Source organism: Rhizobium binae, from assembly GCF_017357225.1.
Taxonomy (GTDB): Bacteria; Pseudomonadota; Alphaproteobacteria; order Rhizobiales; family Rhizobiaceae; genus Rhizobium; species Rhizobium binae.
In genome coordinates, this window is the sequence record NZ_CP071604.1 from 1,682,936 (window position 1) to 1,706,446 (window position 23,511).

Annotated in this window: 22 protein-coding genes, 3 tRNA genes and 1 riboswitch; of the genes, 21 read left to right on the forward strand and 4 right to left on the reverse strand. The window is 60.9% G+C overall.

The genetic code is table 11. The features are described 5' to 3' along the window. Window positions 1-138: 138 nt before the first annotated feature. The 6 genes from clpP (at window position 139) to J2J99_RS08160 (ending at window position 9,208) form a co-directional block, all read left to right on the forward strand. Window positions 139-768 (forward strand): ATP-dependent Clp endopeptidase proteolytic subunit ClpP, encoded by a 630-nt coding sequence (gene clpP, locus J2J99_RS08135; RefSeq protein WP_038688182.1) that lies wholly within the window; start codon window positions 139-141, stop codon window positions 766-768. A 301-nt stretch (window positions 769-1,069) separates the two neighbouring features. Further along, entirely contained in the window at window positions 1,070-2,347 is a 1,278-nt protein-coding gene (gene clpX / locus J2J99_RS08140; RefSeq protein ID WP_004680013.1) for an ATP-dependent Clp protease ATP-binding subunit ClpX, read from the forward strand. A 398-nt stretch (window positions 2,348-2,745) separates the two neighbouring features. Further along, on the forward strand, window positions 2,746-5,163 hold the full coding sequence (gene lon / locus J2J99_RS08145) for an endopeptidase La (protein WP_168294645.1): 2,418 nt from the start codon (window positions 2,746-2,748) through the stop codon (window positions 5,161-5,163). A 206-nt stretch (window positions 5,164-5,369) separates the two neighbouring features. Continuing rightward, entirely contained in the window at window positions 5,370-5,645 is a 276-nt protein-coding gene (hupB, locus tag J2J99_RS08150; protein ID WP_003547346.1) for a DNA-binding protein HupB, read from the forward strand. A 123-nt stretch (window positions 5,646-5,768) separates the two neighbouring features. Further along, a riboswitch (FMN riboswitch) is annotated at window positions 5,769-5,920 on the forward strand. A gap of 82 nt (window positions 5,921-6,002) precedes the next feature. Continuing rightward, window positions 6,003-6,911, forward strand: coding sequence for a DMT family transporter (locus tag J2J99_RS08155; protein ID WP_425526061.1), 909 nt, complete (start codon window positions 6,003-6,005; stop codon window positions 6,909-6,911). Between the two features lie 98 nt (window positions 6,912-7,009). Then, window positions 7,010-9,208: an esterase-like activity of phytase family protein gene (locus J2J99_RS08160; protein WP_168294647.1), complete on the forward strand. Its 2,199-nt coding sequence runs from the start codon at window positions 7,010-7,012 to the stop codon at window positions 9,206-9,208. A gap of 453 nt (window positions 9,209-9,661) precedes the next feature. Here the strand turns inward: J2J99_RS08160 and J2J99_RS08165 are convergent, their stop codons facing one another. After that, on the reverse strand, window positions 9,662-10,648 hold the full coding sequence (locus tag J2J99_RS08165) for an aldo/keto reductase (protein WP_168294648.1): 987 nt from the start codon (window positions 10,646-10,648) through the stop codon (window positions 9,662-9,664). A 143-nt stretch (window positions 10,649-10,791) separates the two neighbouring features. On the opposite strand from J2J99_RS08165, the gene J2J99_RS08170 reads away from it, so the two are divergent. Next, a complete protein-coding gene (locus J2J99_RS08170; protein ID WP_168294649.1) occupies window positions 10,792-11,193 on the forward strand; it encodes a (R)-mandelonitrile lyase in 402 nt (133 codons plus the stop codon). 5 nt (window positions 11,194-11,198) lie between these two features. Here the strand turns inward: J2J99_RS08170 and J2J99_RS08175 are convergent, their stop codons facing one another. Continuing rightward, window positions 11,199-11,804 carry a class I SAM-dependent methyltransferase gene (locus J2J99_RS08175; protein ID WP_168294650.1) on the reverse strand — a complete coding sequence of 202 codons (606 nt, stop codon included), beginning with the start codon at window positions 11,802-11,804 and terminating at the stop codon, window positions 11,199-11,201. Between the two features lie 163 nt (window positions 11,805-11,967). Here J2J99_RS08175 and J2J99_RS08180 point away from each other — a divergent pair, with 163 nt between their 5' ends. Both J2J99_RS08180 and J2J99_RS08185 read left to right on the forward strand, forming a co-directional pair. Then, window positions 11,968-12,333: a hypothetical protein gene (locus tag J2J99_RS08180; protein WP_168294651.1), complete on the forward strand. Its 366-nt coding sequence runs from the start codon at window positions 11,968-11,970 to the stop codon at window positions 12,331-12,333. Between the two features lie 131 nt (window positions 12,334-12,464). Next, complete coding sequence (locus J2J99_RS08185; protein WP_168294652.1) at window positions 12,465-13,013, forward strand: glutathione peroxidase; 549 nt, start codon at window positions 12,465-12,467, stop codon at window positions 13,011-13,013. A gap of 41 nt (window positions 13,014-13,054) precedes the next feature. On the opposite strand, the gene J2J99_RS34565 is transcribed toward J2J99_RS08185, so the two are convergent. Further along, the gene (locus J2J99_RS34565; RefSeq protein ID WP_168294653.1) at window positions 13,055-13,267 is read right to left on the reverse strand and encodes a hypothetical protein; all 213 of its coding nucleotides are present in this window, start codon (window positions 13,265-13,267) and stop codon (window positions 13,055-13,057) included. Window positions 13,268-13,557: 290 nt separating this feature from the next. Further along, window positions 13,558-13,633, reverse strand: a tRNA-Val gene (locus J2J99_RS08190). 414 nt (window positions 13,634-14,047) lie between these two features. Between J2J99_RS08190 and J2J99_RS08195 the strand changes: the two genes are divergently transcribed. The 12 genes from J2J99_RS08195 to nuoG all read left to right on the forward strand — a co-directional run bounded on the left by J2J99_RS08195 (window position 14,048) and on the right by nuoG (window position 23,506). Beyond that, window positions 14,048-14,124: transfer RNA gene (locus tag J2J99_RS08195), tRNA-Asp, on the forward strand. A gap of 52 nt (window positions 14,125-14,176) precedes the next feature. Further along, a tRNA-Asp gene (locus J2J99_RS08200) sits at window positions 14,177-14,253 on the forward strand. Between the two features lie 247 nt (window positions 14,254-14,500). Further along, window positions 14,501-14,866, forward strand: coding sequence for an NADH-quinone oxidoreductase subunit A (locus J2J99_RS08205; RefSeq protein WP_008521906.1), 366 nt, complete (start codon window positions 14,501-14,503; stop codon window positions 14,864-14,866). Next, window positions 14,857-15,441, forward strand: a complete 585-nt coding sequence (locus J2J99_RS08210) for a NuoB/complex I 20 kDa subunit family protein (RefSeq protein WP_008521904.1) — start codon at window positions 14,857-14,859, stop codon at window positions 15,439-15,441. The genes J2J99_RS08205 and J2J99_RS08210 overlap by 10 nt, the downstream gene beginning before the upstream one ends. 18 nt (window positions 15,442-15,459) lie before the next feature. Beyond that, window positions 15,460-16,062 carry an NADH-quinone oxidoreductase subunit C gene (locus tag J2J99_RS08215; protein WP_168294654.1) on the forward strand — a complete coding sequence of 201 codons (603 nt, stop codon included), beginning with the start codon at window positions 15,460-15,462 and terminating at the stop codon, window positions 16,060-16,062. Between the two features lie 80 nt (window positions 16,063-16,142). Next, window positions 16,143-16,466 (forward strand): four helix bundle protein, encoded by a 324-nt coding sequence (locus J2J99_RS08220; RefSeq protein ID WP_205918596.1) that lies wholly within the window; start codon window positions 16,143-16,145, stop codon window positions 16,464-16,466. A 79-nt stretch (window positions 16,467-16,545) separates the two neighbouring features. Continuing rightward, a complete protein-coding gene (locus J2J99_RS08225; RefSeq protein WP_168294655.1) occupies window positions 16,546-17,736 on the forward strand; it encodes an NADH-quinone oxidoreductase subunit D in 1,191 nt (396 codons plus the stop codon). Beyond that, on the forward strand, window positions 17,736-18,008 hold the full coding sequence (locus J2J99_RS08230; RefSeq protein WP_168294656.1) for a hypothetical protein: 273 nt from the start codon (window positions 17,736-17,738) through the stop codon (window positions 18,006-18,008). Before J2J99_RS08225 ends, J2J99_RS08230 begins: the two co-directional genes overlap by 1 nt. A 16-nt stretch (window positions 18,009-18,024) precedes the next feature. Next, a complete protein-coding gene (locus tag J2J99_RS08235; RefSeq protein WP_168294657.1) occupies window positions 18,025-19,182 on the forward strand; it encodes an NADH-quinone oxidoreductase subunit E in 1,158 nt (385 codons plus the stop codon). 10 nt (window positions 19,183-19,192) lie between these two features. Then, the gene (nuoF, locus tag J2J99_RS08240; RefSeq protein ID WP_097581597.1) at window positions 19,193-20,497 is read left to right on the forward strand and encodes an NADH-quinone oxidoreductase subunit NuoF; all 1,305 of its coding nucleotides are present in this window, start codon (window positions 19,193-19,195) and stop codon (window positions 20,495-20,497) included. Between the two features lie 2 nt (window positions 20,498-20,499). Next, the gene (locus J2J99_RS08245) at window positions 20,500-21,201 is read left to right on the forward strand and encodes a 5' DNA nuclease (protein WP_168294658.1); all 702 of its coding nucleotides are present in this window, start codon (window positions 20,500-20,502) and stop codon (window positions 21,199-21,201) included. Between the two features lie 223 nt (window positions 21,202-21,424). Next, window positions 21,425-23,506 carry an NADH-quinone oxidoreductase subunit NuoG gene (gene nuoG / locus J2J99_RS08250; RefSeq protein ID WP_168294659.1) on the forward strand — a complete coding sequence of 694 codons (2,082 nt, stop codon included), beginning with the start codon at window positions 21,425-21,427 and terminating at the stop codon, window positions 23,504-23,506. The last annotated feature ends 5 nt before the right edge of the window (window positions 23,507-23,511 follow it).

Here is a 23,511-nt window from a genome sequence, read left to right on the forward strand (position 1 = left end):
GCTCGGCCGCCTTGCCCCGCCTTCTTAACGTTATCCTCATGCGTGTCTTGAAGAGAAGGGCAGGGACACTCTATGTAGGGATATGGCATTTTCTTTGATTCCCGGCGGCCGCCGGCATGACGTTGACAAAGGACGCACATGAGAAACCCAGTTGATACCGCAATGGCCCTCGTGCCGATGGTCGTGGAACAGACCAACCGCGGTGAACGCTCCTACGACATCTATTCCCGCCTGTTGAAGGAACGCATCATCTTCCTGACCGGCGCCGTCGAGGATCACATGGCGACGCTCGTCTGCGCCCAGCTGCTCTTCCTCGAGGCCGAAAACCCGAAGAAGGAAATCGCCCTCTACATCAATTCGCCCGGTGGCGTCGTCACCGCCGGCATGGCGATTTACGATACGATGCAGTTCATCAAGCCGGCGGTTTCGACGCTCTGCATCGGCCAGGCCGCCTCCATGGGCTCGCTCCTGTTGGCCGCCGGCCACAAGGACATGCGCTTCGCCACGCCGAACTCCCGCATCATGGTGCACCAGCCCTCGGGCGGCTTCCAGGGCCAAGCCTCGGATATCGAGCGCCACGCCCGCGACATCCTGAAGATGAAGCGCCGCCTGAACGAAGTCTACGTCAAGCACACCGGCCGCAGCTACGAGGAAGTTGAAAAGACCCTCGATCGTGACCATTTCATGGATGCGGACGAGGCCCAGGGGTGGGGCGTGATCGACAAGGTTCTGACGTCGCGCCTCGAGATGGAAGGCGAGCAGGCCTAGTAATTAATTGGGATGGTGTTTTTGCCGCCACAGTTCTATCTCATTTGTGATCGAACAAGGCTTTCATCTGGCGGCGAAGACGCTAATAGTAACTATTAATGCTATGTTGAATTTTTATGACATAGCATTTGGCATTCGAAGGGGATTCGTTGCCGCCGGAACCTGGACATGGTTGATTGGGACCGGTTCGTAGCCCCTGAAGCCCTTCTCGGCAAAGGCTCCGGAAACGGAGTGCCGCCAGGAGCTGATAGAGTGGACCGCGATTTCGCCTTGAAATGCGGCGTGCTGGAAGGAAAATGATATGAGCAAGGTCAGCGGCAGCAACGGCGGCGACTCCAAGAACACCCTCTATTGTTCGTTCTGCGGAAAGAGCCAGCACGAAGTCCGGAAACTGATTGCCGGACCGACCGTCTTCATCTGCGATGAATGCGTTGAGTTGTGCATGGACATCATCCGCGAGGAAAACAAGTCCTCGATGGTCAAGTCCCGCGACGGCGTTCCGACGCCCCAGGACATCATCAAGGTCCTCGACGAATATGTCATCGGCCAGCGCCAGGCGAAGAAGATCCTGTCGGTCGCCGTTCACAACCATTACAAGCGCCTGGCGCACGCCTCCAAGAACGGCGAAGTCGAGCTGGCGAAGTCGAACATCATGCTGGTCGGACCGACCGGCTGCGGCAAGACCTATCTTGCCCAGACGCTGGCCCGCATCATCGACGTTCCCTTCACCATGGCCGATGCGACGACGCTGACGGAAGCCGGCTATGTCGGCGAGGACGTCGAAAACATCATCCTGAAGCTCCTGCAGGCGGCTGACTACAATGTCGAACGCGCCCAGCGCGGCATCGTCTACATCGACGAAGTCGACAAGATTTCGCGCAAGTCCGACAATCCGTCGATCACCCGCGACGTATCGGGCGAGGGCGTCCAGCAGGCGCTTCTGAAGATCATGGAAGGCACGGTCGCTTCCGTCCCGCCGCAGGGGGGCCGCAAGCACCCGCAGCAGGAATTCCTGCAGGTCGACACGACGAACATCCTGTTCATCTGCGGCGGCGCTTTCGCCGGTCTCGACAAGATCATCTCCGCCCGTGGCGAGAAGACCTCGATCGGCTTCGGCGCGACCGTCAAGGCCCAGGATGACCGCCGCGTCGGCGAAGTCCTGCGCGAACTGGAGCCGGAAGACCTGGTCAAGTTCGGCCTCATTCCGGAATTCATCGGCCGTCTGCCGGTTCTGGCGACGCTCGAGGATCTCGACGAGGATGCGCTGATCCAGATCCTGTCCGAGCCGAAGAACGCGCTGATCAAGCAGTATCAGCGCCTGTTCGAGATGGAAGACGTCGAACTGACCTTCCACGAGGACGCGTTGCGCGAAATCGCCCGGAAGGCGATCGTGCGCAAGACCGGTGCCCGAGGCCTTCGCTCGATCATGGAGAAGATCCTGCTCGACACGATGTTCGAACTGCCGACGCTGGAAGGCGTGCGCGAGGTCGTCATCTCCGAGGAAGTGGTGCGCGGTTCGGCCCGTCCGCTTTACATCTATGCCGATCGCCAGGAAGAAAAAGCCAACGCGTCGGCGTGACCTTGGACTTTCGCACGATTCTTTTGGGGGCTTGCCATTGGCGGGCCCCTTTCTATTTGAAAAACCATGCGAGGCGCTGTTAGTATTTGCCGTGGGGACCGGATATGCCTTTGCCGATGTTGTGCAAGGGTGATGCTTGGCAATGATGCGATGATCTCGTAAGCCTGTTGCCGGCGTTGTATTTTAGCCTGGTCGGAAGTGGTAAGCGCCGGTCCAGCCACGCGCTTCATAGTGTTTGCGTTCCGTTGTAATAAAGCTGTCACATCCGGGGAACGCGGGCGTTAGCGTGGCTTGAAAAGCGTAGTCAGAACCTCCACTTGTAGAGCCAAGTGAGAGCCGGCCGGTCCCAAGCGGCCGTGCAGAGAGCCCGGTAACGGGACGATGGAAAGGACAAAAAAATGACGAAGAAAACGTCTGTAGCGAGCAGCACTGCCTACCCTGTTTTACCTTTGCGCGACATCGTGGTGTTCCCGCATATGATCGTGCCGCTGTTCGTCGGACGGGAAAAATCGATCCGTGCGCTCGAAGAGGTCATGGGCTCGGACAAGCAGATCATGCTGGTGACGCAGATCAACGCCAGCGACGATGATCCGGACCCTTCGGCGATTCACAATGTCGGCACGGTGGCCAACGTGCTGCAGCTCCTGAAGCTGCCCGACGGCACCGTCAAGGTTCTCGTCGAAGGCCGCGCTCGCGCCGAGATCGACACCTACACCAGCCGCGAGGATTTCTACGAGGCACTCGGCCATGTGCTCGAGGAGCCCCATGACGATCCGGTCGAGCTGGAAGCTTTGTCGCGCTCGGTCGTTTCCGAATTCGAGAGCTATGTGAAACTCAACAAGAAGATTTCGCCCGAAGTGGTCGGCGCTGCCAGCCAGATCGACGACTATTCCAAGCTCGCCGATACGGTCGCCTCGCATCTGTCGATCAAGATCACCGAGAAGCAGGAGATGCTGGAAACCACCAGCGTCAAGCAGCGCCTCGAAAAGGCCCTCGGCTTCATGGAAGGCGAGATTTCGGTCCTGCAGGTCGAAAAGCGCATCCGCTCGCGCGTCAAACGTCAGATGGAGAAGACCCAGCGCGAGTACTACCTCAATGAGCAGATGAAGGCGATCCAGAAGGAGCTCGGCGACGGCGAGGAAGGCCGCGACGAGATGAGCGAACTGGAAGAGCGCATCGCCAAGACCAAGCTCTCCAAGGAGGCCCGTGAAAAGGCCGATGCGGAGCTGAAGAAGCTGCGTCAGATGAGCCCGATGTCGGCCGAAGCCACCGTCGTGCGCAATTATCTGGACTGGCTGCTCGGCATTCCCTGGGGCAAGAAGTCGAAGATCAAGGCCGATCTCAACAATGCCGAAAATATCCTCGAAGCCGATCACTTCGGTCTCGACAAGGTCAAGGAGCGCATCGTCGAATATCTGGCCGTGCAGGCCCGTGCCACCAAGATCAAAGGCCCGATCCTCTGCCTCGTCGGCCCTCCGGGCGTCGGCAAGACCTCGCTGGCCCAGTCGATCGCCAAGGCGACCGGCCGTGAGTATGTCCGCATGGCGCTCGGCGGCGTTCGCGACGAAGCCGAAATCCGCGGTCACCGCCGCACCTATATCGGCTCGATGCCCGGCAAGGTCATCCAGTCGATGAAGAAGGCGAAGAAGTCCAACCCGCTCTTCCTGCTCGACGAGATCGACAAGATGGGCATGGACTTCCGCGGCGATCCGTCCTCGGCCCTGCTCGAAGTGCTCGATCCGGCGCAGAACTCGACCTTCATGGACCATTACCTGGAAGTCGAATACGACCTGTCCGACGTGATGTTCATCACGACCGCGAATACGCTGAACATTCCGGCGCCGCTGATGGATCGCATGGAAATCATCCGTATCGCCGGCTACACCGAGGATGAAAAGCGCGAGATCGCCAAGCGGCACCTGCTGCCGAAGGCCATCAAGGAACACGCGTTGCAGCCGGAAGAATTTTCGGTCAGCGACGATGCCCTGATGGCGATCAGCCAGCAGTATACCCGCGAAGCCGGTGTCCGCAGCTTCGAACGCGAATTGATGAAGCTCGCCCGCAAGGCGGTCACCGAGATCATCAAGGGTAAGACGAAGTCCGTTCACGTGACGGCCGCCAACATCGCCGATTACCTGGGCGTCCCGCGCTTCCGCCACGGCGAAGCCGAGGGCGAGGATCAGGTCGGCGTCGTCACCGGTCTGGCCTGGACGGAAGTCGGCGGCGAGCTGCTGACCATCGAAGGCGTGATGATGCCGGGCAAGGGCCGCATGACGGTCACCGGCAATCTGAAGGACGTCATGAAGGAATCGATCTCGGCGGCGGCCTCCTATGTCCGCTCGCGCGCCGTCGATTTCGGCATCGAACCGCCGATGTTCGAAAAGAACGACATCCACGTGCACGTGCCGGAAGGCGCGACGCCGAAGGACGGCCCCTCGGCCGGTGTCGCCATGGCGACCGCCATCGTTTCGATCATGACCGGCATCCCGGTCAACAAACACGTGGCCATGACCGGTGAAATCACCCTTCGCGGCCGTGTGCTGCCGATCGGCGGTCTCAAGGAAAAGCTGCTTGCAGCGCTTCGCGGCGGCATCAAGAAGGTGCTGATTCCGGAAGAAAACGCCAAGGACCTGGCGGAGATTCCTGACAACGTGAAGAACAGCATGGAGATCATTCCGGTCTCCCGGATGGGCGAGGTCATCAAGCACGCGCTGATCCGCCGGCCCGAGCCGATCGAGTGGGATGGCACGGTGGAAACGCCTGTGATCACATCGGTCGAAGGCCTTGATGACACGGGCGCAACCATAGCGCATTGAGTGGCGCTTGCCACATTTATGCCCATTTAGCGCAAAAGACGCAAAAAGGCTGGCGGAAACGCCAGCCTTTTTTGTGAAAACGTCATGGAGACGCTTGCTTTTCCTTGATTTGCAGGGCTTTTGGGTTCCCGGCGGGCCTGATGAAACCTATTCTGCGCCTAGCTTACATTTGAGTCGTTTCATACCATTTAGAAAGGGGTGGAAACATGAACAAGAATGAACTCGTGTCCGCAGTGGCCGAAAAGGCAGGACTGACGAAGTCTGACGCGGCTTCCGCTGTCGACGCGGTTTTCGACGTTGTCCAGGCTGAACTCAAGAACAAGGGCGACATCCGCCTCGCAGGGTTCGGCAGCTTCACCGTTTCTCATCGCGCCGCATCGAAGGGCCGCAACCCGTCCACCGGCGCTGAAGTCGATATTCCGGCTCGCAACGTGCCGAAGTTCACGCCCGGCAAGGGCCTGAAGGACGCCGTCAACGGCTGATTTGAGATTATCCGCCAGCCGTAAACGAGACCGGCTGTGCAGGGTTTTTGAGAGGGGTTCGGCTTTGCCGGGCCCCTTTTCTTATCGCCCCTTGCCGCATACCGAACTTTGTTTTACGAACAGAGCCGTTCTCAGGGCGGGGTGAAACTCCCCACCGGCGGTAAGGGCTGCGGCCCGAGCCCGCGAGCGCCTTCCCAGGTCTTGGCTAGGGAGGGGTCAGCAGATCCGGTGCGATTCCGGAGCCGACGGTATAGTCCGGATGAAAGAGAATGAGCATGGCCGCGTGCGGGCAGGTGACTGCCAGCCTCAGCGTGTCGTCGCCTCATGCGTCCTGATTTATGTTGGTTCCTATTCTGGATAAAAGACATGAATCAGAACTCTCTTGCAGTCTCGCAATCCCGCGCCCTTGCCGGCGCAACCTTCATGGTGCTCGGAGGCGTGGCCTTTTCGCTCCTCAACGTCGTCACCCAGTGGCTGACCATGAAGCTCGCCTTTCCCCCGGCCTCGGCGGCCTTCTGGCAATATGCCTTCGCCTTTATTTTCTCCTTGCCCTTCCTGCGCAAGGCCGGCCTTTCGGCCATGAGCACCAGCTATCCCTGGAGGCATGTCGTGCGCGTGGTCTTTGCCGCCCTCGGCGTCGAGGCATGGGTTTCCGGCCTTGCCGCGGTGCCGATCTGGCAGGCGATTGCGCTGGTCATGACCTCGCCTTTCTTCATCATCCTCGGCGCCCGCCTGTTCCTCGGCGAGCGCGTCGGCACCGCCCGCTGGGCGGCAACCGCCGTCGGCTTTGCCGGAGCGATGATCATCCTGCAGCCATGGTCCGACAGCTTCACCTGGGCAGCCTTGCTGCCGGTACTCTCGGCGCTGCTCTGGGGCGCCTCTTCACTAATCACCAAGAGCTTGACCGGCATTGAGAAGCCGGAGACGATCACCGTCTGGCTGCTGGTGCTGCTGACGCCGATCAACGGCGGGCTGGCGCTTGCCGCTGGCTTTGCCGTGCCGATGGGGGCGACGCTTGCTCTCTTCCTTCTAGCAGGCCTCCTGACGGTTATGGCGCAATATCTGCTGACCCTTGCCTATGCCAGTGCCGACGCTGCCTATGTGCAGCCGTTCGACGATCTGAAGCTGCCGCTCAACGTGCTCGCCGGCTGGCTGTTCTTCGACTATGCGCCTGCGGGTTACCTCTGGCTGGGCGCGGCGCTCATTCTCTCCGCTTCGCTCTTCATCATGAGGAACGAGATGCGCAAGGAGCGGAAACCCGCCTGAAATTGTCTGGTACAAAATGCCGCTTCTGTCATGCCTCTGTCATGCCGGTCCCTCAGAAAATCCATTGTTTCGTATGTTCGACACGCTTGGGGGATTTCATGACAATTTCATCGCGCAAGGCAGTGCTTGCTGCCGTACTTCTCGCATCCGTTGCCTTTCCGGCCGCAGCCGAACAGGTTTTCAACCGAGTCGCTTCCTTTCCGGTCGCGCAGAATCTGCCTGACGACAAGGACAAGCTTTCTGCGACGTCCGCTGAAATCATCACTGCGACTGACGACGGCAAGACGCTGATCTACAGCGACAGCCCGCTCGGCGCGATCGGCTTCATCGATATCACCGAGGCCAAGGCGCCGAAGGCCGGCGGCGCGCTGATGATGGACGGTGAGCCGACGTCGGTCACCTCGAGTGCCGGCAAGGCACTCGTCGCCGTCAACACCTCCGAGAGCAAGGCGAAGCCCGCGGGCCGTCTGGCGATCGTCGACGTGGCGACGAAGAAGATCGAAAACACGTGCGACCTCGGCGGCCAGCCGGATTCGATCGCTCTCAACAAGGACAAGACGCTCGGTGCCATAGCGATCGAGAACGAGCGTGACGAAGAGGTCAATGACGGCAAGATCCCGCAGATGCCGGCCGGTGACCTCGTCGTCTTCCGGGTCAAAAACGGCACGGTCGATTGCGGCACCATCAAGCACGTGGCGCTGACCGGCCTCGCCGGCGTTGCCCCTGAGGATCCGGAGCCGGAATTCGTCGCCTTCAACAGTCAGAACGATATCGCCCTGACGCTGCAGGAGAACAACGAGATCGTCATCATCGACGCCAATACGGCTCAGGTGAAAACGCATTTCTCCGCCGGCAGCGTCGATCTCACCGGCATCGACACCAAGCGGGACGGCGCCCTGAAATTCAGCGGCGAATCCAAGGGCGTGCTGCGCGAGCCCGACGCCGTGAAGTGGCTGGACGACAACCGCCTTATCATCGCCAATGAAGGCGATTACCAGGGCGGCTCGCGCGGCTTCACCATCTTCGACAAGACAGGCAAGCTTCTCTACGAATCCGGCGCATCCTTCGAACGCGCCGTCGCCCATATCGGCCACTATCCGGAAAGCCGTTCGGGATCGAAGGGCGTCGAGCCGGAAGGGCTCGAAGCCGCCAAGTTCGGCGACGACCAGTATTTCTTCCTGCTCGCCGAGCGCGCCTCGGTCGTCGGCGTCTATAAGGATACCGGCGCCGATCCCGAACTCGTGCAGCTGTTGCCGTCCGGCATTTCGCCGGAAGGCGGGATTGCCATCCCTGCGCGCAATCTCTTTGCCACCGCCAACGAACTCGACCTCGGCAAGGACGGCGGCACACGCTCGCATGTGATGATCTACGAGCGTTCGGAAGGCGAGAAAGCCTATCCGAAGATCGTCTCCGCCGACAAGGACGGCAATCCGATCGGCTTCGCAGCCCTTTCCGGTCTCGCTGCCGTTCCCGGGAAACCGGGAATGCTCTACGCCGTCAGCGACAGCTTTCTCGGCTCGCAGCCGACGATCTATACGATCGATGCCAGCAAGAAGCCGGCCGTCATCACCGATGCACTCGTGGTCAAGCGTGACGGCGCCCCGGCCCAGAAACTCGACATCGAAGGCATTGCGGTTGCCGCCGACGGCTCCTTCTGGCTGGCCTCGGAAGGCTACAGCGAGCGTCTCGTCCCGCACGCCCTCTACAACGTCAATGCCAAGGGCGACATCAAGGCTGAGATCGCCCTGCCGAAGGAGCTCGCCGCCAATGAAATCCGCTTCGGTTTCGAAGGTGTCACCATTGTCGGCACCGGTGACGATGCCACGCTCTGGATGGCGGTCCAGCGTGAATGGAACGACGACGAGAAGGGCTTCGTCAAGCTCGTCTCCTACAACCCGAAGAAGAAGGAATGGGGCGCCGTGCGCTACCCGCTCGACAAGACGGAAAGCGGCTGGGTTGGCCTGTCGGAAATCTCGGCTCAGGGCGACAGCGTCTACATCATCGAGCGCGACAACCTCGTCGGCGACGCCGCCAAGCTGAAGAAGCTCTACAAGGTGGCGATCTCGGAATTGAAGCCCGCCAAGCTCGGCGGCGAACTGCCGGTCGTCAAGAAGATCGAAGCCCACGACTTCCTCGGCGAACTCAAGAGCGCGACCAACGGCTATGTGCTCGACAAGCTCGAAGGCTTCACCTTCGACGCCTCCGGCAAGCCCTACGCCGTCACCGACAATGACGGCGTCAGCGATTCCTCCGGCGAGACGCTCTTCTTCCCGGTGGATCTCAGCGCGACGAACTGAGGTGTCATAGAGGGATAGACGGAAGAGGCCGGGCGAAAGCCCGGCCTCTCTTTTTCCGAGGAACCATGGGGTGTCCGCATTCGCGGGAAGGCGAGGGCATCCGACTGAAGAACATTTGGAAAGCAGAGGGCTTCGGCGTGGATGTTCGGGTCAAGCCCTGGGTCAAGCCCGAGTATGACAGAGGGTGGGAGACGCGATTGACAGGAGGCGAGATGCTGGAGCAATTCCAACAGCTTGCGGGTGCAAGTTGGAGTTTGGCATGGACGATACCCCACACTCCGTCATCCTCGGCCGTGAGCTGCCGTGAGCAGAGGATCCATGCTGCGGCCTCTCACGCGTGCGGGGTGCATGCTCGGCTCAAGGCCGCGCATGGAGGAGGAGAGGCCTGAGGCCTTCAGCAAGGGGCGATTCATTGATGCTTGCCGCAGCCTCCACAAAGAAGCAGCTCCAGCCCTACCAGCGCTGATGTACATGCGGCGCGATCAGCCGCGCATAAATCTCGCGCGTTGCCGCCATGACGTCGGCTGCTAGCGGCGCCAGATCGGCCGCCGCCGCGTTGGCTCGCGCCTGTTCGCCATTGCGGGCGCCGGGGATGACGACGGTGACGGCGTCGCTCATCAGAATCCAGCGCAGTGCGAAGGCGGCCATCGCCACGCCCGCGGGCACCAGCCTGCGCACCTCTTCGACCGCCTGCAGGCCGACGTCGAAAGGCACGCCGGCAAAGGTCTCGCCGACATCGAAGGCTTGGCCGTGGCGATTGAAGTTGCGATGGTCGTCGCTGGCAAAATGCGTCTCGCGGGTGATCTTGCCGGAGAGCAGACCGCTGGCCAGCGGCACGCGGGCGATGATCGCCACATTCCTGCGGCGTGCCTCGGCAAAGAACAGGTGGTCGGGGCGCTGGCGGAAGATGTTGTAGATGATCTGGATGCTGACGACGCCGGGATATTCGATCGCCTTCAGCCCGTCTTCGACCTTTTCGACGCTGACGCCGTAACCCTTGATCTTGCCCGCTTTCTGCAGTGCCTCGAGGCTGTCGAAGACCTCGGGCTGATAGAACACCTCGCGCGGCGGGCAGTGCAGCTGCACGAGGTCGAGGCTGTCGACGGAAAGGTTCTTGAGGCTGCGGTCGATAAATCCTTCGAGGTTCGCCTTGGTATAACCTTCGGCGACATGGGGATTGAGTCGCCGGCCTGCCTTGGTGGCGACCATCGGGCGCTCGCCGCCACGCGTCGTCAGCACGTCGGCAATGATTCTTTCCGAGCGGCCGTCGCCATAGACGTCGGCCGTATCGATGAAGGTCATGCCGGCATCGAGCGCGGCATTCAGCGCCGCGCGCCCGTCCGCTTCGCTGATATCGCCCCAGGAGCCGCCGATCTGCCAGGCGCCGAAGCCGACATTGGTGACGGTGAAGGGCATGCGACCGAAAGCATGGTGTTTCATGACGAAATCCTCCAGGTGATGAAAGATATTGGCCTATCAGCCGGGCGGCTATGCGGCAATTGCCGATCCGACCTTGATCGGTCGCCTCGATGAAATATCGTCAGGTTACAAGGCTTCAACGCAATGGATGGAAAGGAAAGATCATGGAGATCACACCCGCCGGCTCTCGCCCATCGATGAAACCGCCGGCCGATTATTTCACCGGCGCCGTCCGCCAGGACCCGCTGATCGAGCCGCCGGCGCCCGCCCGGGTGCGGGCAACCTCCGTCACCTTCGAACCGGGCGCCCGCACGGCCTGGCATACGCATCCGCTCGGCCAGACGCTGCTCGTCACCTCGGGTAAGGGGCTTGCACAGAGCTGGGGTGAGGAAATCCGCGAAATCCGCGCGGGCGACACCGTTTGGTTCGCCCCCGGAGAGAAACATTGGCACGGTGCTTCCCCGGACACGGCGATGACCCATATCGCCATTCATGAAGCATTCGACGGCAAGCATGTCGACTGGATGGAGCATGTCAGTGACGAGCAATATACCGGCAAGGCATGAGCTGATCAGAGCCGCTTCAGGCAATAGGAAAAATGCGCGTGTGATTCGACCGTCAGGAATTCGAATTGCCAGCCGTAATCCTTGCAGAATTTGGTAACCGCCTCGACGACCCCGTAGACGATCGGCTTGACCGTGTTGCCGGTGCAGAAATCATGACCGGCAATACGCCCCGTCCGCTTCACCTTCTTGTCGCAGAGCAGGAGCTCCTGCCAGGTGAGCTCGAAGGAATGGTCGGTATCGATATAGGCCCAGTCGAGAAAATCGTCCGCGAACTCGGCCAGCTTTTCGAGCGACGTGCCCTGCATCAGATGCAGCCGCCCGGCCGCGATCTCGGCCGCGAACTGCGTGTGGATCGAATCGAGGCCGGAGCTGTAGCGGTCCATCGACCAGGGATCGATCAGATAGAGCTGCGCCGGGCGGTTCTTTTCCAGAATCTCCGCCGTATATTCGCCGAAGGCCGCTCCCACTTCGACGCCGATTCCGCCGTTCGGGATCCGGTAGAGCAGCTCGCCGCGATCCGGCAGCAGCCGGGCGTTTTCCATGTGGTGGGCGCTGAGCGGGGTGCGCGGCATGCTGGCCCTGAGCGCCTGCCTTTCTTCACGTGTCTTCATCTCTGATCTCGGGATTGGGGCGGCTAGCGGCCCTGATGCGGTTGAAGGGAAGGTAGGAGCAGCCGGTGTGGATGACAACGGCGTGACAAGAATTTGCTTCTTTCCGACAAAGCGTTAAGTTTCGACTGTGGACTGACGAAAGAGCCCTGGGAGGAGCGATTTCATGAGACGGATGTGGCCTGAAGAGTTCAATGCCATCATTGCTGATGCCGAAGAGGTGATGCTGGAATCGTCCGCCGCGCCCGGCGCCGGCGAAGCGCCGCTGCACAGGAAGGCGCTGAAAGCGCGCATCGCCACGGAAGATTACGAGCGAATCTGGCCGCTGGCCGAGATGCGCTTCCGGCTGGGCGAGGGACAATTCGCCGGCAAGGCCATCACGCTCATCACCACCAACCCGCACTACCATCCCTGGCATCCGAAGGATGGCGGCAGCATCGAATCGGTCTCGGACAGCGGCCGCCACTACAAGACGGATTATCTCGTCGTCCATTTCCTGCTCGATGACGTAAGGGAAACCTCGCCCGCCTGACCGGCTGCCCCCGGTGTTACCAAAGGGGCGACACCGGGGAACGCTGACGCCGAGTTGATCGCGCGACTGATGACAATGGCAGCGAGATCGCTAAGCTCGCCGCAATTATCCTTATGAAATTGGAGGTTCCCGTGACGGGCAATGTGCTGGATATCCCGGTCAAGACTGCGGATGGTCGTGAAACCGCACTCAACGAATACAAGCGCAGGGTGCTCTTGATCGTCAACGTCGCCTCGAAATGCGGGCTCACGCCGCAATATGAGGGACTTGAAAAACTCTACAGCGAAAAGCGCGGACGCGGCTTCGTCGTTGCCGCTTTCCCCGCCAACGACTTCAAGGGCCAGGAGCCCGGCACCGACGCCGAGATCCTCGATTTCTGCACCAGCACCTATGATGTCACCTTCCCGATCTTCTCGAAGATCTCGGTCAAGGGCGAGGCCCAGCACCCGCTTTACCGGCAGCTGACCAAATCCGGCGTGAAGACGACCGGCGACGGCCCGATGCGCGAGCGCCTGAAATCCCATGGCATATCAGCCGGTGACGAGGACGATATTCTCTGGAACTTCGAGAAATTCCTGATCGGCCGCGACGGCAAGGTGGCGGCCCGATTCGCGCCTGACGTGACGCCGGATGATTCGCGGCTGGTTTCGGCGGTGGACAAGGAACTGGCAAGGGGATGAATACCCTCGGGCTGCCAGGCGCATCCGGGCGCTGAACGTCTTCAGATCCCAAGCACGGTCACAAGCGGCGGCGTAAAGTCCTTGAAGCCCAATCTCGGCCAGTCGCACCTCGCGTCAAATTGCGTCTTTGGTTTGTGGCGCTGGCAGTTCGGTTTCGTCCTGAATGCATAGCCAGGCAGGTTGACATAGGTGGGACTTGGCGCGCCAACGGCAATCGCGATGCACAGTGTCAATACGGAGCAGAGAGTTCTCATGACACCCCTCCAGGCGTGAGAAACCGTCAAGCGCGGAGACTTTCCGGGCGGCGAATATTCCCACTTTTGCCGCCCCGCATCCATTCGCCCAATCGGAGGCGGGGCTGCGGCCGGAGTAGTCCATTTTGGTAGAGGTCTCAGAGGCAAGCGCATCAGGATCGGCCGGACGTTGCGCCTTGTTGCACCGAAATTTCTTCCGAATCCGCCTCGAACATGGGCACGAAGGAGCGCCGGGCGTCGGTCTGCGAGCCCGCGATATCACTTAGTTATTGACTTAACGGGAGAAGAAATGGTGGGCGATGAGAGACTCGAACTCCCGACATCCTCGGTGTAAACGAGGCGCTCTACCAACTGAGCTAATCGCCCATCGCTTGCGAAGCCGGATCGGCCTGCCGCGGTGGTGGCCGTGATCTATGCGGATCGCGGCAAAATCGCAAGAGTGTTTGTGAAGATTTTTTGATTTTTTTGGCGGTAGTCCCTCTCTTCGCGGCGCCGATCGGGAGTGGCGGGGGTGTGGATAAAGGGGAATGGAAGGCGGCGGACATGTCGGCTTCGACCGTGTCGTCGGCATCGATCGGGCGTCCGTGCCGCAGCGGCAAACTGAATTGCCGGCTTTTCATTCATGTTGCAGGGTCTTTGCCGCAACAATTCAACGACTGTCATGGTTTTGTCTCCAAACCTGCTTGACACTAAAAGGCGAACCCCGTAGTTAGCCGCTCATCGAAACGGGCAGCCGTTTTGGTGAGGGTGCGAAGGCATCCGGATAGCTTGAAATGAAGTGCGGGTGTAGCTCAGTCGGTTAGAGTGCCGGCCTGTCACGCCGGAGGTCGCGGGTTCGAGCCCCGTCACTCGCGCCATTTCAAAAAGAGGCGTTAAGTCGCCGCTGTCCGGTTCTTCCGTCCATGATGCGCGGGTGTAGCTCAGTCGGTTAGAGTGCCGGCCTGTCACGCCGGAGGTCGCGGGTTCGAGCCCCGTCACTCGCGCCATTTCCTTCCGAAAGCCATGCAGTTTCCAGAGGTCAGGCATGCAGCTTGAATCAGCGTCTGCGGATTTGTCGCGACATCGTTGCATCTGCTTGATAATGTCCGCGCGCGGCGCGTCGAATTGCCTCTGTAAAAGTCTTGCGCCGGGGCTTCGGCTGCGCTAACCACGGCTTGTTGCAACGCACGTTCGCTTGCCGGGCAATTGCCCAAAAGCGCCGCCTGGCGCCTCCGGCAAGCAAGGATGAACATGATGACTGAACTGCTCAGTTCCTATATTCCGATCGCTATCTTCATTGGTATCGCGCTTGTCATCGGCCTGGCGCTGCTCATTGCGCCGTTCGCCGTGGCTTTTAAAGCGCCCGATTCGGAAAAGCTCTCGGCTTACGAATGCGGCTTCAACGCTTTCGACGATGCCCGCATGAAGTTCGACATCCGCTTCTACCTCGTGTCGATCCTCTTCATCATCTTCGACCTCGAAGTCGCCTTCCTCTTCCCCTGGGCCGTTTCCTTCGGCGCCATCGGCTGGTTCGGCTTCTGGTCCATGATGGTCTTCCTCTTGGTGCTGACCATCGGCTTTATCTATGAATGGAAAAAGGGAGCCCTGGAATGGGAGTGACCCCTGTGAGCAATCAGCCGCTCGTCGCCCAGCAGCCGAAGGGGATCATCGATCCGTCGACCGGCAAGCCGATCGGCAGCAATGACGCCTTCTTCGGCGAGATCAACAACGAGCTCGCCGACAAGGGTTTCCTCGTCACCTCGACCGACGAGCTGATCAACTGGGCGCGTACCGGCTCACTTATGTGGATGACCTTCGGCCTTGCCTGCTGCGCCGTCGAAATGATGCAGCTGTCGATGCCGCGTTATGACGTCGAGCGCTTCGGCTTCGCGCCGCGCGCCTCGCCGCGCCAGTCCGACGTGATGATCGTCGCCGGCACGCTGACCAACAAGATGGCGCCCGCTCTGCGCAAGGTCTACGACCAGATGCCCGAGCCGCGCTACGTCATCTCGATGGGGTCCTGCGCCAATGGCGGCGGCTACTATCACTATTCCTATTCCGTGGTGCGCGGCTGCGACCGCGTCGTGCCGATCGATATCTACGTGCCGGGCTGTCCCCCCACGGCGGAAGCGCTGCTCTACGGCGTGCTTCTGCTGCAGAAGAAGATCCGACGCACCGGCACGATCGAACGCTAAGGGTTAAGGACAAGGCATATGAGTGAAGCCCTGACTGAGCTTGCGTCCTACCTTGGCGAAGCGCGCGGCAATCTGATTGCCGCATCGCAGCTGAAGTATGGCGAACTGACGCTGACGGCGACGGGTGAAAACCTGATCCCGCTTCTGACCTTCCTGCGCGACGACGCCAAATGCGGTTTCGTCAACCTGATCGATATTTGCGGTGTCGACTGGCCGCAGCGCGAATTGCGCTTCGATGTCGTCTATCATCTGCTGTCGCCGAAGCAGAACTTGCGTATCCGCGTCAAGGTTGCGACCGATGAGGATGCGCCCATTCCTTCGGCCTGCGCCGTCTATCCGGGCGCCGACTGGTTCGAACGCGAAACTTGGGACATGTACGGCGTGCTCTTCACCGGTCATCCGGACCTGCGCCGCATCCTGACTGATTACGGCTTCGAAGGCCATCCGCTGCGCAAGGACTTCCCGACGACAGGTTTCGTCGAGGTCCGTTACGACGACGCGGCAAAACGTGTCGTGTACGAACCGGTGGAACTCAAGCAGGAATTCCGCAACTTCGATTTCATGTCGCCCTGGGAAGGAACTGAGTATGTTCTGCCGGGTGATGAGAAGGCGAAGCAGTAAGGCGAATAGTGAGTAGCGAATAGCGAATAGTGGAAGGGCGACAGACGATAAAATCCTACAAAGATCTAAAGGTCTGGCAGATGGCAATCGATCTTGCGGTGGATTGCTATCAACTGACCGGAAGATTTCCGAAGGAGGAGATTTATGGTCTTACAGCTCAGATACGCAGGGCGGCAGGTTCGATTGCTGCCAACATCGCTGAAGGACACGGACGTGAGGTCACGGGAAGTTTCATTCAGTTTCTGCGCATCTCCCAGGGTTCGTTGAAAGAATTGGAAACGCATATGCTCATCTCTCATCGCATTGGTCTGATCGATGAGGCTGGGTTCAGGCAGATGACCGAAAAGTGCGACGAAATCGGACGGATGATTCGAGCGCTGATACGGAGTCTCCAGGAGAAATGATGAGACCGAACGAAACTACTCGCTATTCGCCATTCGCTATTCGCTTAATCGACAGCGCGTTTGGCATGGAGCACGCAGCATGACCGAACATAACGTCCGCAACTTCAACATCAATTTCGGACCGCAGCATCCGGCGGCGCACGGCGTTCTTCGTCTTGTCCTGGAGCTTGACGGCGAAATTGTGGAGCGGGTCGATCCGCATATCGGACTGCTGCACCGCGGCACCGAGAAGCTGATCGAGACCAAAACCTATCTTCAGGCCGTGCCCTATTTTGATCGCCTCGATTACGTCGCGCCGATGAACCAGGAGCACGCCTATGCACTGGCCGTCGAAAGGCTCCTCGGCATCGAGATCCCGATCCGCGGCCAGCTGATCCGCGTGCTTTATTCGGAAATCGGCCGAATCCTATCGCATCTCCTGAACGTCACGACGCAGGCCATGGATGTCGGCGCGCTGACGCCGCCGCTCTGGGGCTTTGAAGAGCGCGAAAAGCTGATGGTGTTCTATGAGCGCGCCAGCGGTTCGCGCATGCATGCGGCTTATTTCCGTCCTGGTGGCGTCCATCAGGATCTGCCGGAAAAGCTCGTGCAGGATATCGGCGACTGGTGCGACCCGTTCCTCAAGGCGCTCGACGACATCGACAGCCTGTTGACCGGCAACCGCATCTTCAAGCAACGCAACGTCGATATCGGCGTCGTCTCGCTGGAAGATTGCTGGGCCTGGGGTTTCTCCGGCGTCATGGTGCGCGGTTCGGGCGCTGCCTGGGATCTGCGTCGCGCCCAGCCTTACGAATGTTATTCCGATCTCGAATTCGACATTCCGATCGGCAAGAACGGCGACAACTACGACCGTTACCTCATCCGCATGATCGAGATGCGCCAATCGGTGCGCATCATGAAGCAGTGCGTTAACCGCCTGCTGTCGGATGCCAAGACCGGTCCTTTCTCGTCGATCGACGGCAAGGTCGTGCCGCCGAAGCGCGGCGAGATGAAGCGCTCGATGGAAGCGCTGATCCACCACTTCAAGCTTTATACCGAAGGCTATCACGTACCGGCCGGCGAAGTTTACGCCGCCGTCGAAGCGCCGAAGGGCGAATTCGGCGTCTATCTCGTCTCCGACGGCTCCAACAAGCCATATCGCTGCAAGATCCGCGCGCCCGGTTACGCGCATCTGCAGGCGATGGACTTCATGTGCCGCGGCCACCAGCTTGCCGACATCGCAGCCGTGCTCGGCTCGCTCGACATCGTCTTCGGCGAGGTAGACCGCTGATGCAGCGTCTGCCGCTTGCCGTCGCTCTCCTTCTTGCGGCATCCGGGGTTTCGGCTCAGGAGGCCGACACCCTCGGCATGCCGTTGGGCCACAAGGAAGTGACGCCGCCGGCGGCGCAAGCGTCCATGGGCGAGCTTTTGTCCAAGGGCTATCAGATCAAGGCTGCCGTTCCGAATGGCAGCAAATTCGTGATATTTATGCAGAAAGACCAGTCGGCCTATGCCTGCGAAATGCAGTCTTTGACCGCTTCGCGGTGTGGAACCCTAAACTGACAAGGCGTGAGGAAGAATGTCCGTTCGTCGATTAGCCGAAGATCAATTTCAGCCTGCCGCATTCGCTTTCAGCGATGAAAATGCGGTCTGGGCGGACAAGACGATCCAGAAATACCCCGCCGGCCGCCAGCAGTCGGCGGTCATTCCGCTGTTGATGCGGGCGCAGGAGCAGGACGGCTGGGTCACGCGCGCGGCGATCGAAAAGATCGCCGACATGCTCGACATGGCCTATATCAGAGTGCTCGAGGTCGCGACCTTCTATACGCAGTTCCAGCTGCATCCCGTCGGCACCCGCGCCCACGTGCAGGTCTGCGGCACGACGCCCTGCATGCTGCGCGGCTCGGAAGCGCTGATGTCGATCTGCAAGAGCAAGATCCATGCCCATCCCTTCGAGCGCAATGCCGAAGGCACGCTGTCGTGGGAAGAGGTCGAATGTCTTGGCGCCTGCGTCAACGCCCCGATGGTGATGATCGGCAAGGACACCTATGAAGATCTGACGCCCGAGCGCCTCGAAGAGATCATCGATACCTTCGCCGCCGGCAATGGCGCGAGCATCAAGCCGGGCACGCAGATCGACCGCATATTCTCGGCGCCGGAAGGCGGCCCGACCTCGCTGACGACGGAAGAGCCGAAGGCAAGAACACGCGCCAAGAAGGCCGATGCCGAAAGCGTATCGGCTCCTGTCGACGCCGCTCCGGTTCCTCCCTCCGAGGCCGGCCGCCCGAAGAGCACCGATGCCGAAACCAATGCGGCGCTGAAGACGCCGGCAACGGCGCCGAAGGCGGCTGCGAAAAATGCCAAGGCAGCCGAAGAACAGCCGGTTTCCGGCACCGCAACTGCCGAGCCGGCCCCGGCCGTCAAGGCCGAGGCCGCGACGGCGAAGCCCAGCCTGACCGACAAGAACCGTCCGTCAGGCATCGAAAAGCCTGCCGCCCCGGATGATCTGAAGATGATTTCCGGCGTCGGTCCGAAGATCGAGGCGACGCTGAACGAAATCGGCATCTTCACTTTCGCGCAAGTCGCAAGCTGGAAGAAGGCCGAACGCGAATGGGTCGACGGCTACCTGAACTTCCGCGGTCGGATCGAGCGCGACGACTGGGTCAAGCAGGCCAAGGCGCTCGCCAAGGGCGGCGAAGCGGAATATATCAGGGTCTTCGGCAAGAAGCCGCGGTAAGAGGTGAAGCATGTTACAAGATAAAGACCGCATCTTTACCAACATCTACGGCCTCAAGGACAAGTCCCTGAAGGGCGCGATGAGCCGCGGCCACTGGGACGGCACCAAGCAGATCCTCGAAAAGGGCCGCGACTGGATCATCAACGAGATGAAGGCCTCGGGCCTGCGCGGCCGCGGCGGCGCTGGCTTCCCCACCGGTCTCAAGTGGTCCTTCATGCCGAAGGAAAGCGACGGCCGCCCGCATTACCTCGTCGTCAATGCCGACGAATCGGAGCCCGGCACCTGCAAGGACCGCGACATCATGCGCCACGATCCGCATACGCTGATCGAAGGCTGCGTCGTCGCCAGTTTCGCCATGGGCGCCAATGCCGCCTACATCTATGTGCGCGGCGAATATATCCGCGAGCGCGAAGCGCTGCAGGCGGCGATCGACGAGTGCTATGACTATGGCCTGCTCGGCAAGAACAACAAGCTCGGCTGGGACATGGATATCTTCGTCCATCACGGCGCCGGCGCCTATATCTGCGGCGAGGAGACCGCGCTCCTCGAAAGCCTCGAAGGCAAGAAGGGCCAGCCGCGCCTGAAGCCGCCGTTCCCGGCCAATATGGGCCTGTATGGCTGCCCGACGACGGTCAATAACGTCGAATCGATTGCCGTTGCCCCGACCATCCTGCGCCGCGGCGCCGGCTGGTTCTCGTCGATCGGGCGCCCGAACAATGTCGGCACCAAGCTGTTCATGCTCTCCGGCCACGTCAACAAGCCGTGCACGGTCGAAGAGGAAATGGGCATCACCTTCCGCGAACTGGTCGACCGCCATGCCGGCGGCATCCGCGGCGGCTGGGACAACCTGCTCGCCGTCATTCCGGGCGGCGCATCCTGCCCGATCGTTCCGGCCAAGGACATCATCGACTGCCCTATGGATTTCGACGGCCTGCGCGGCGTCGGCTCCTCCTTCGGCACGGCCGCCGCGATCGTCATGGACAAGTCCACCGACGTCATCAAGGCGATCGCGCGCATCTCCGCCTTCTTCAAGCACGAGAGCTGCGGCCAGTGCACGCCGTGCCGCGAAGGCACCGGCTGGATGTGGCGGGTGATGGAACGCATGGCCAAGGGCAATGCCCAGAAGCGCGAGATCGACATGCTGTTCCAGGTGACCAAGCAGATCGAAGGCCACACCATCTGCGCGCTCGGCGACGCCGCCGCATGGCCGGTGCAGGGTCTGATCCGTAACTTCCGGCCCGAGATCGAAAAGCGCATCGACCAGTATACGGCCAGCGCGCTCGATCACGGCGCGGTTCTGGAGGCGGCTGAATAATCATGACGGACAAGGCATTCAAGAGTGGGAAGAAGGAAGAGACTGCCGATTTCGCGGCCGGCTTTGGCCGTCTTGCCGCCGAGATGCTGGAAAACGCACAGGCGATGCCGGTGCATCCGTTGATGGCCCATCCCGCCGCAGCCTTTGCCGCAGCCACGGCGATCGGCTTCGGATTGTCGACGCAGATGGCAGGCGCCTTTTTCGGAGCCTTCCAGAGCGCTCTGGAAACGACCGGCAAGCTTGCTGCCGCTCTCGACGACACGCCGCCGGAGGAACCGGCGCCGGAAGTCGATATCCGGCCGGAAAATATCCGCCCGGCCGTCGAGGCTTTCACCAAGCCCGGCGCGGAGAAGCCTGCTGCCGAGAAGAAGACCGGTCCGAGACTGACGGTGGTCAAGCCCACAAGCGCGCCGATCCAGGCAGGCGAGCCGGCATCGGCAAGCCGGCCAAAGCCGGTCGTGAAGGCAAAACCGGCGGCGCGAGCTGCAAAGGCCGATGATCTCAAGCTGATCGCCGGCATCGGTCCGAAGCTGGAGCAGGTTCTGAACGCCAAGGGCGTTCGCAGCTTTGCCGAAATTGCCGCCTGGAGCCACGAGGATATCGCCCGGCTTGACGCCGAGCTCGGTTTCAACGGCCGCATCGGCCGTGACGACTGGACCGGCCAGGCCAAAATTCTGGCAGGGCGGGGCCGCAGAAGGAAATGAAATGTCCGGCCGGATCAATCGGCCGGAAAGAAGGGCAGATCGGCGCAGGGGCGGGGCCCCACGTTGCAGATGCCGGTGCGGGTTCCGGACCTGGAATGCGCAATAAAGAATTTGGGCGACATTAGCTGCCAGCAGGAGGAAAGATCCGGCTTGGCAATGAGACTGTTGCAAAAATAGGTTTGTTTGCCGTCTTCAGGCAAACGGGAAACAGGACTGAGCGACGATGGCAAAACTGAAGATTGACGGTAACGAGATCGAAGTTCCGGATCATTTCACGCTGTTGCAGGCGTGCGAAGACGCCGGCGCCGAAGTTCCGCGCTTCTGCTTCCATGAGCGCCTGTCGGTTGCCGGCAATTGCCGCATGTGCCTTGTCGAAGTGAAGGGCGGCCCGCCGAAGCCGCAGGCTTCCTGCGCCATGAGCGTTCGCGACATTCGCGGCGGCCCGAACGGCGAATTGCCCGAGGTCTTCACCAACACGCCGATGGTCAAGAAGGCCCGCGAAGGCGTGATGGAATTCCTGCTGATCAACCATCCGCTCGATTGCCCGATCTGCGACCAGGGCGGCGAATGCGACCTGCAGGACCAGGCGATGGCCTTCGGCATCGATACCTCGCGCTACCAGGAAGACAAGCGCGCCGTCGAGGACAAGTATATCGGACCGCTGGTCAAGACGGTGATGAACCGCTGCATCCATTGCACGCGCTGCGTCCGTTTCACCACCGAGGTCGCCGGCATTTCTGAACTCGGCCTTATCGGCCGCGGCGAGGATGCCGAGATCACCACCTACCTCGAGCAGGCGATGACCTCCGAACTGCAGGGCAACGTTGTCGACCTTTGCCCGGTCGGCGCGCTGACCTCCAAGCCCTTCGCCTTTACCGCACGCCCCTGGGAACTGAACAAGACCGAATCGATCGACGTCATGGATGCCGTCGGTTCGGCGATCCGCGTCGATACCCGCGGCCGCGAAGTCATGCGCATCCTGCCGCGCGTCAACGAGGCGATCAACGAGGAGTGGATTTCCGACAAGAGCCGTTTCGTCTGGGACGGCCTGAAGACTCAGCGCCTCGACCGGCCCTATGTCCGCCGCGACGGCCGCCTGCAGCCGGCGACCTGGGCAGAAGCCTTCGGCGCCATCAAGGCTGCCGTCGGCGCCACCTCGGGCGACAAGATCGGCGCAATCGCCGGCGATCTTGCTTCCGTCGAGGAAATGTATGCGCTGTCCGAACTGGTGAAGTCGCTCGGATCGGAAAACCTCGACTGTCGCCAGGATGGGACGGCACTCGATCCGTCGCTCGGCCGCGCGAGCTACCTCTTCAACCCGACCATCGCAGGCATCGACCAGGCCGACGCGCTGCTGATCATCGGCGCCAATCCGCGCTTCGAGGCGGCGATCCTCAACGCCCGCATCCGCAAGCGCTGGCGCCGCGGCAAGTTCCCGATCGGCGTTATCGGCGAGGCCGGCGAACTGCGCTACAGCTACGACTATCTCGGCGCCGGTCCCGACACGCTGAAGGACCTGGTCGACGGCACCCACGCCTTCGCCGAGGTGCTGAAGAACGCTGCCAAGCCGATGATGATCATCGGTCAGGGCGCGCTCTCGCGCAGCGATGGCGCCGGCGTCCTTGCCAGCGCCGCCAAGCTTGCCGGTTCGGTCGGCGCGGTTGTCGAAGGCTGGAATGGCTTTGCCGTCCTTCATACCGCAGCCTCGCGCGTCGGCGGCCTCGACCTCGGCTTCGTGCCGGGTTCCAAGGGCGTCAATGCCGCTGCAATGCTGACGTCGATGGACGTGCTTTTCCTGCTCGGCGCAGACGAACTCGACTTCGCCGCCAAGAAGGCGGGGCTGACTGTCTATATCGGTTCGCATGGTGATAACGGCGCCCATCATGCCGACGTTATCCTGCCGGCCGCAGCCTATACCGAAAAGTCCGGTACCTGGGTCAACACCGAAGGCCGCGTCCAGATGGGCAGCCGCGCCGGTTTTGCGCCGGGCGATGCCCGTGAGGACTGGGCAATTATCCGTGCCCTTTCCGACGTGCTCGGCAACAAGCTTCCCTTCGATTCGCTGAGTGAACTGCGTGGCCGGCTCTATGCCGCTTTCCCGCATTTCGCGGCCATCGACGAGATCGCCGAAACCGATAGCGCCCAAATTGCCGCAGTTGCGAAAAAAGCCGGCAAGATGAACAAGTCAGGGTTTGCGTCGCCGGTCAAAGACTTCTATTTGACGAACCCGATCGCACGCGCCTCGGCTGTCATGGCCGAGTGCTCGGCATTGGCCCGCAACAACTTCAAAGTCGCGGCAGAGTAAGGGCA

Coding starts and splice junctions, on each gene's coding strand:
- clpP (WP_038688182.1), top strand. CDS start 139: ATGAGAAACCCAGTTGATACCGCAATGGCCCTCGTGCCGATGGTCGTG.
- clpX (WP_004680013.1), top strand. CDS start 1,070: ATGAGCAAGGTCAGCGGCAGCAACGGCGGCGACTCCAAGAACACCCTC.
- lon (WP_168294645.1), top strand. CDS start 2,746: ATGACGAAGAAAACGTCTGTAGCGAGCAGCACTGCCTACCCTGTTTTA.
- hupB (WP_003547346.1), top strand. CDS start 5,370: ATGAACAAGAATGAACTCGTGTCCGCAGTGGCCGAAAAGGCAGGACTG.
- J2J99_RS08160 (WP_168294647.1), top strand. CDS start 7,010: ATGACAATTTCATCGCGCAAGGCAGTGCTTGCTGCCGTACTTCTCGCA.
- J2J99_RS08165 (WP_168294648.1), bottom strand. CDS start 10,648: ATGAAACACCATGCTTTCGGTCGCATGCCCTTCACCGTCACCAATGTC.
- J2J99_RS08170 (WP_168294649.1), top strand. CDS start 10,792: ATGGAGATCACACCCGCCGGCTCTCGCCCATCGATGAAACCGCCGGCC.
- J2J99_RS08175 (WP_168294650.1), bottom strand. CDS start 11,804: ATGAAGACACGTGAAGAAAGGCAGGCGCTCAGGGCCAGCATGCCGCGC.
- J2J99_RS08180 (WP_168294651.1), top strand. CDS start 11,968: ATGAGACGGATGTGGCCTGAAGAGTTCAATGCCATCATTGCTGATGCC.
- J2J99_RS34565 (WP_168294653.1), bottom strand. CDS start 13,267: ATGAGAACTCTCTGCTCCGTATTGACACTGTGCATCGCGATTGCCGTT.
- J2J99_RS08205 (WP_008521906.1), top strand. CDS start 14,501: ATGACTGAACTGCTCAGTTCCTATATTCCGATCGCTATCTTCATTGGT.
- J2J99_RS08210 (WP_008521904.1), top strand. CDS start 14,857: ATGGGAGTGACCCCTGTGAGCAATCAGCCGCTCGTCGCCCAGCAGCCG.
- J2J99_RS08215 (WP_168294654.1), top strand. CDS start 15,460: ATGAGTGAAGCCCTGACTGAGCTTGCGTCCTACCTTGGCGAAGCGCGC.
- J2J99_RS08220 (WP_205918596.1), top strand. CDS start 16,143: ATGGCAATCGATCTTGCGGTGGATTGCTATCAACTGACCGGAAGATTT.
- J2J99_RS08225 (WP_168294655.1), top strand. CDS start 16,546: ATGACCGAACATAACGTCCGCAACTTCAACATCAATTTCGGACCGCAG.
- J2J99_RS08230 (WP_168294656.1), top strand. CDS start 17,736: ATGCAGCGTCTGCCGCTTGCCGTCGCTCTCCTTCTTGCGGCATCCGGG.
- J2J99_RS08235 (WP_168294657.1), top strand. CDS start 18,025: ATGTCCGTTCGTCGATTAGCCGAAGATCAATTTCAGCCTGCCGCATTC.
- nuoF (WP_097581597.1), top strand. CDS start 19,193: ATGTTACAAGATAAAGACCGCATCTTTACCAACATCTACGGCCTCAAG.
- J2J99_RS08245 (WP_168294658.1), top strand. CDS start 20,500: ATGACGGACAAGGCATTCAAGAGTGGGAAGAAGGAAGAGACTGCCGAT.
- nuoG (WP_168294659.1), top strand. CDS start 21,425: ATGGCAAAACTGAAGATTGACGGTAACGAGATCGAAGTTCCGGATCAT.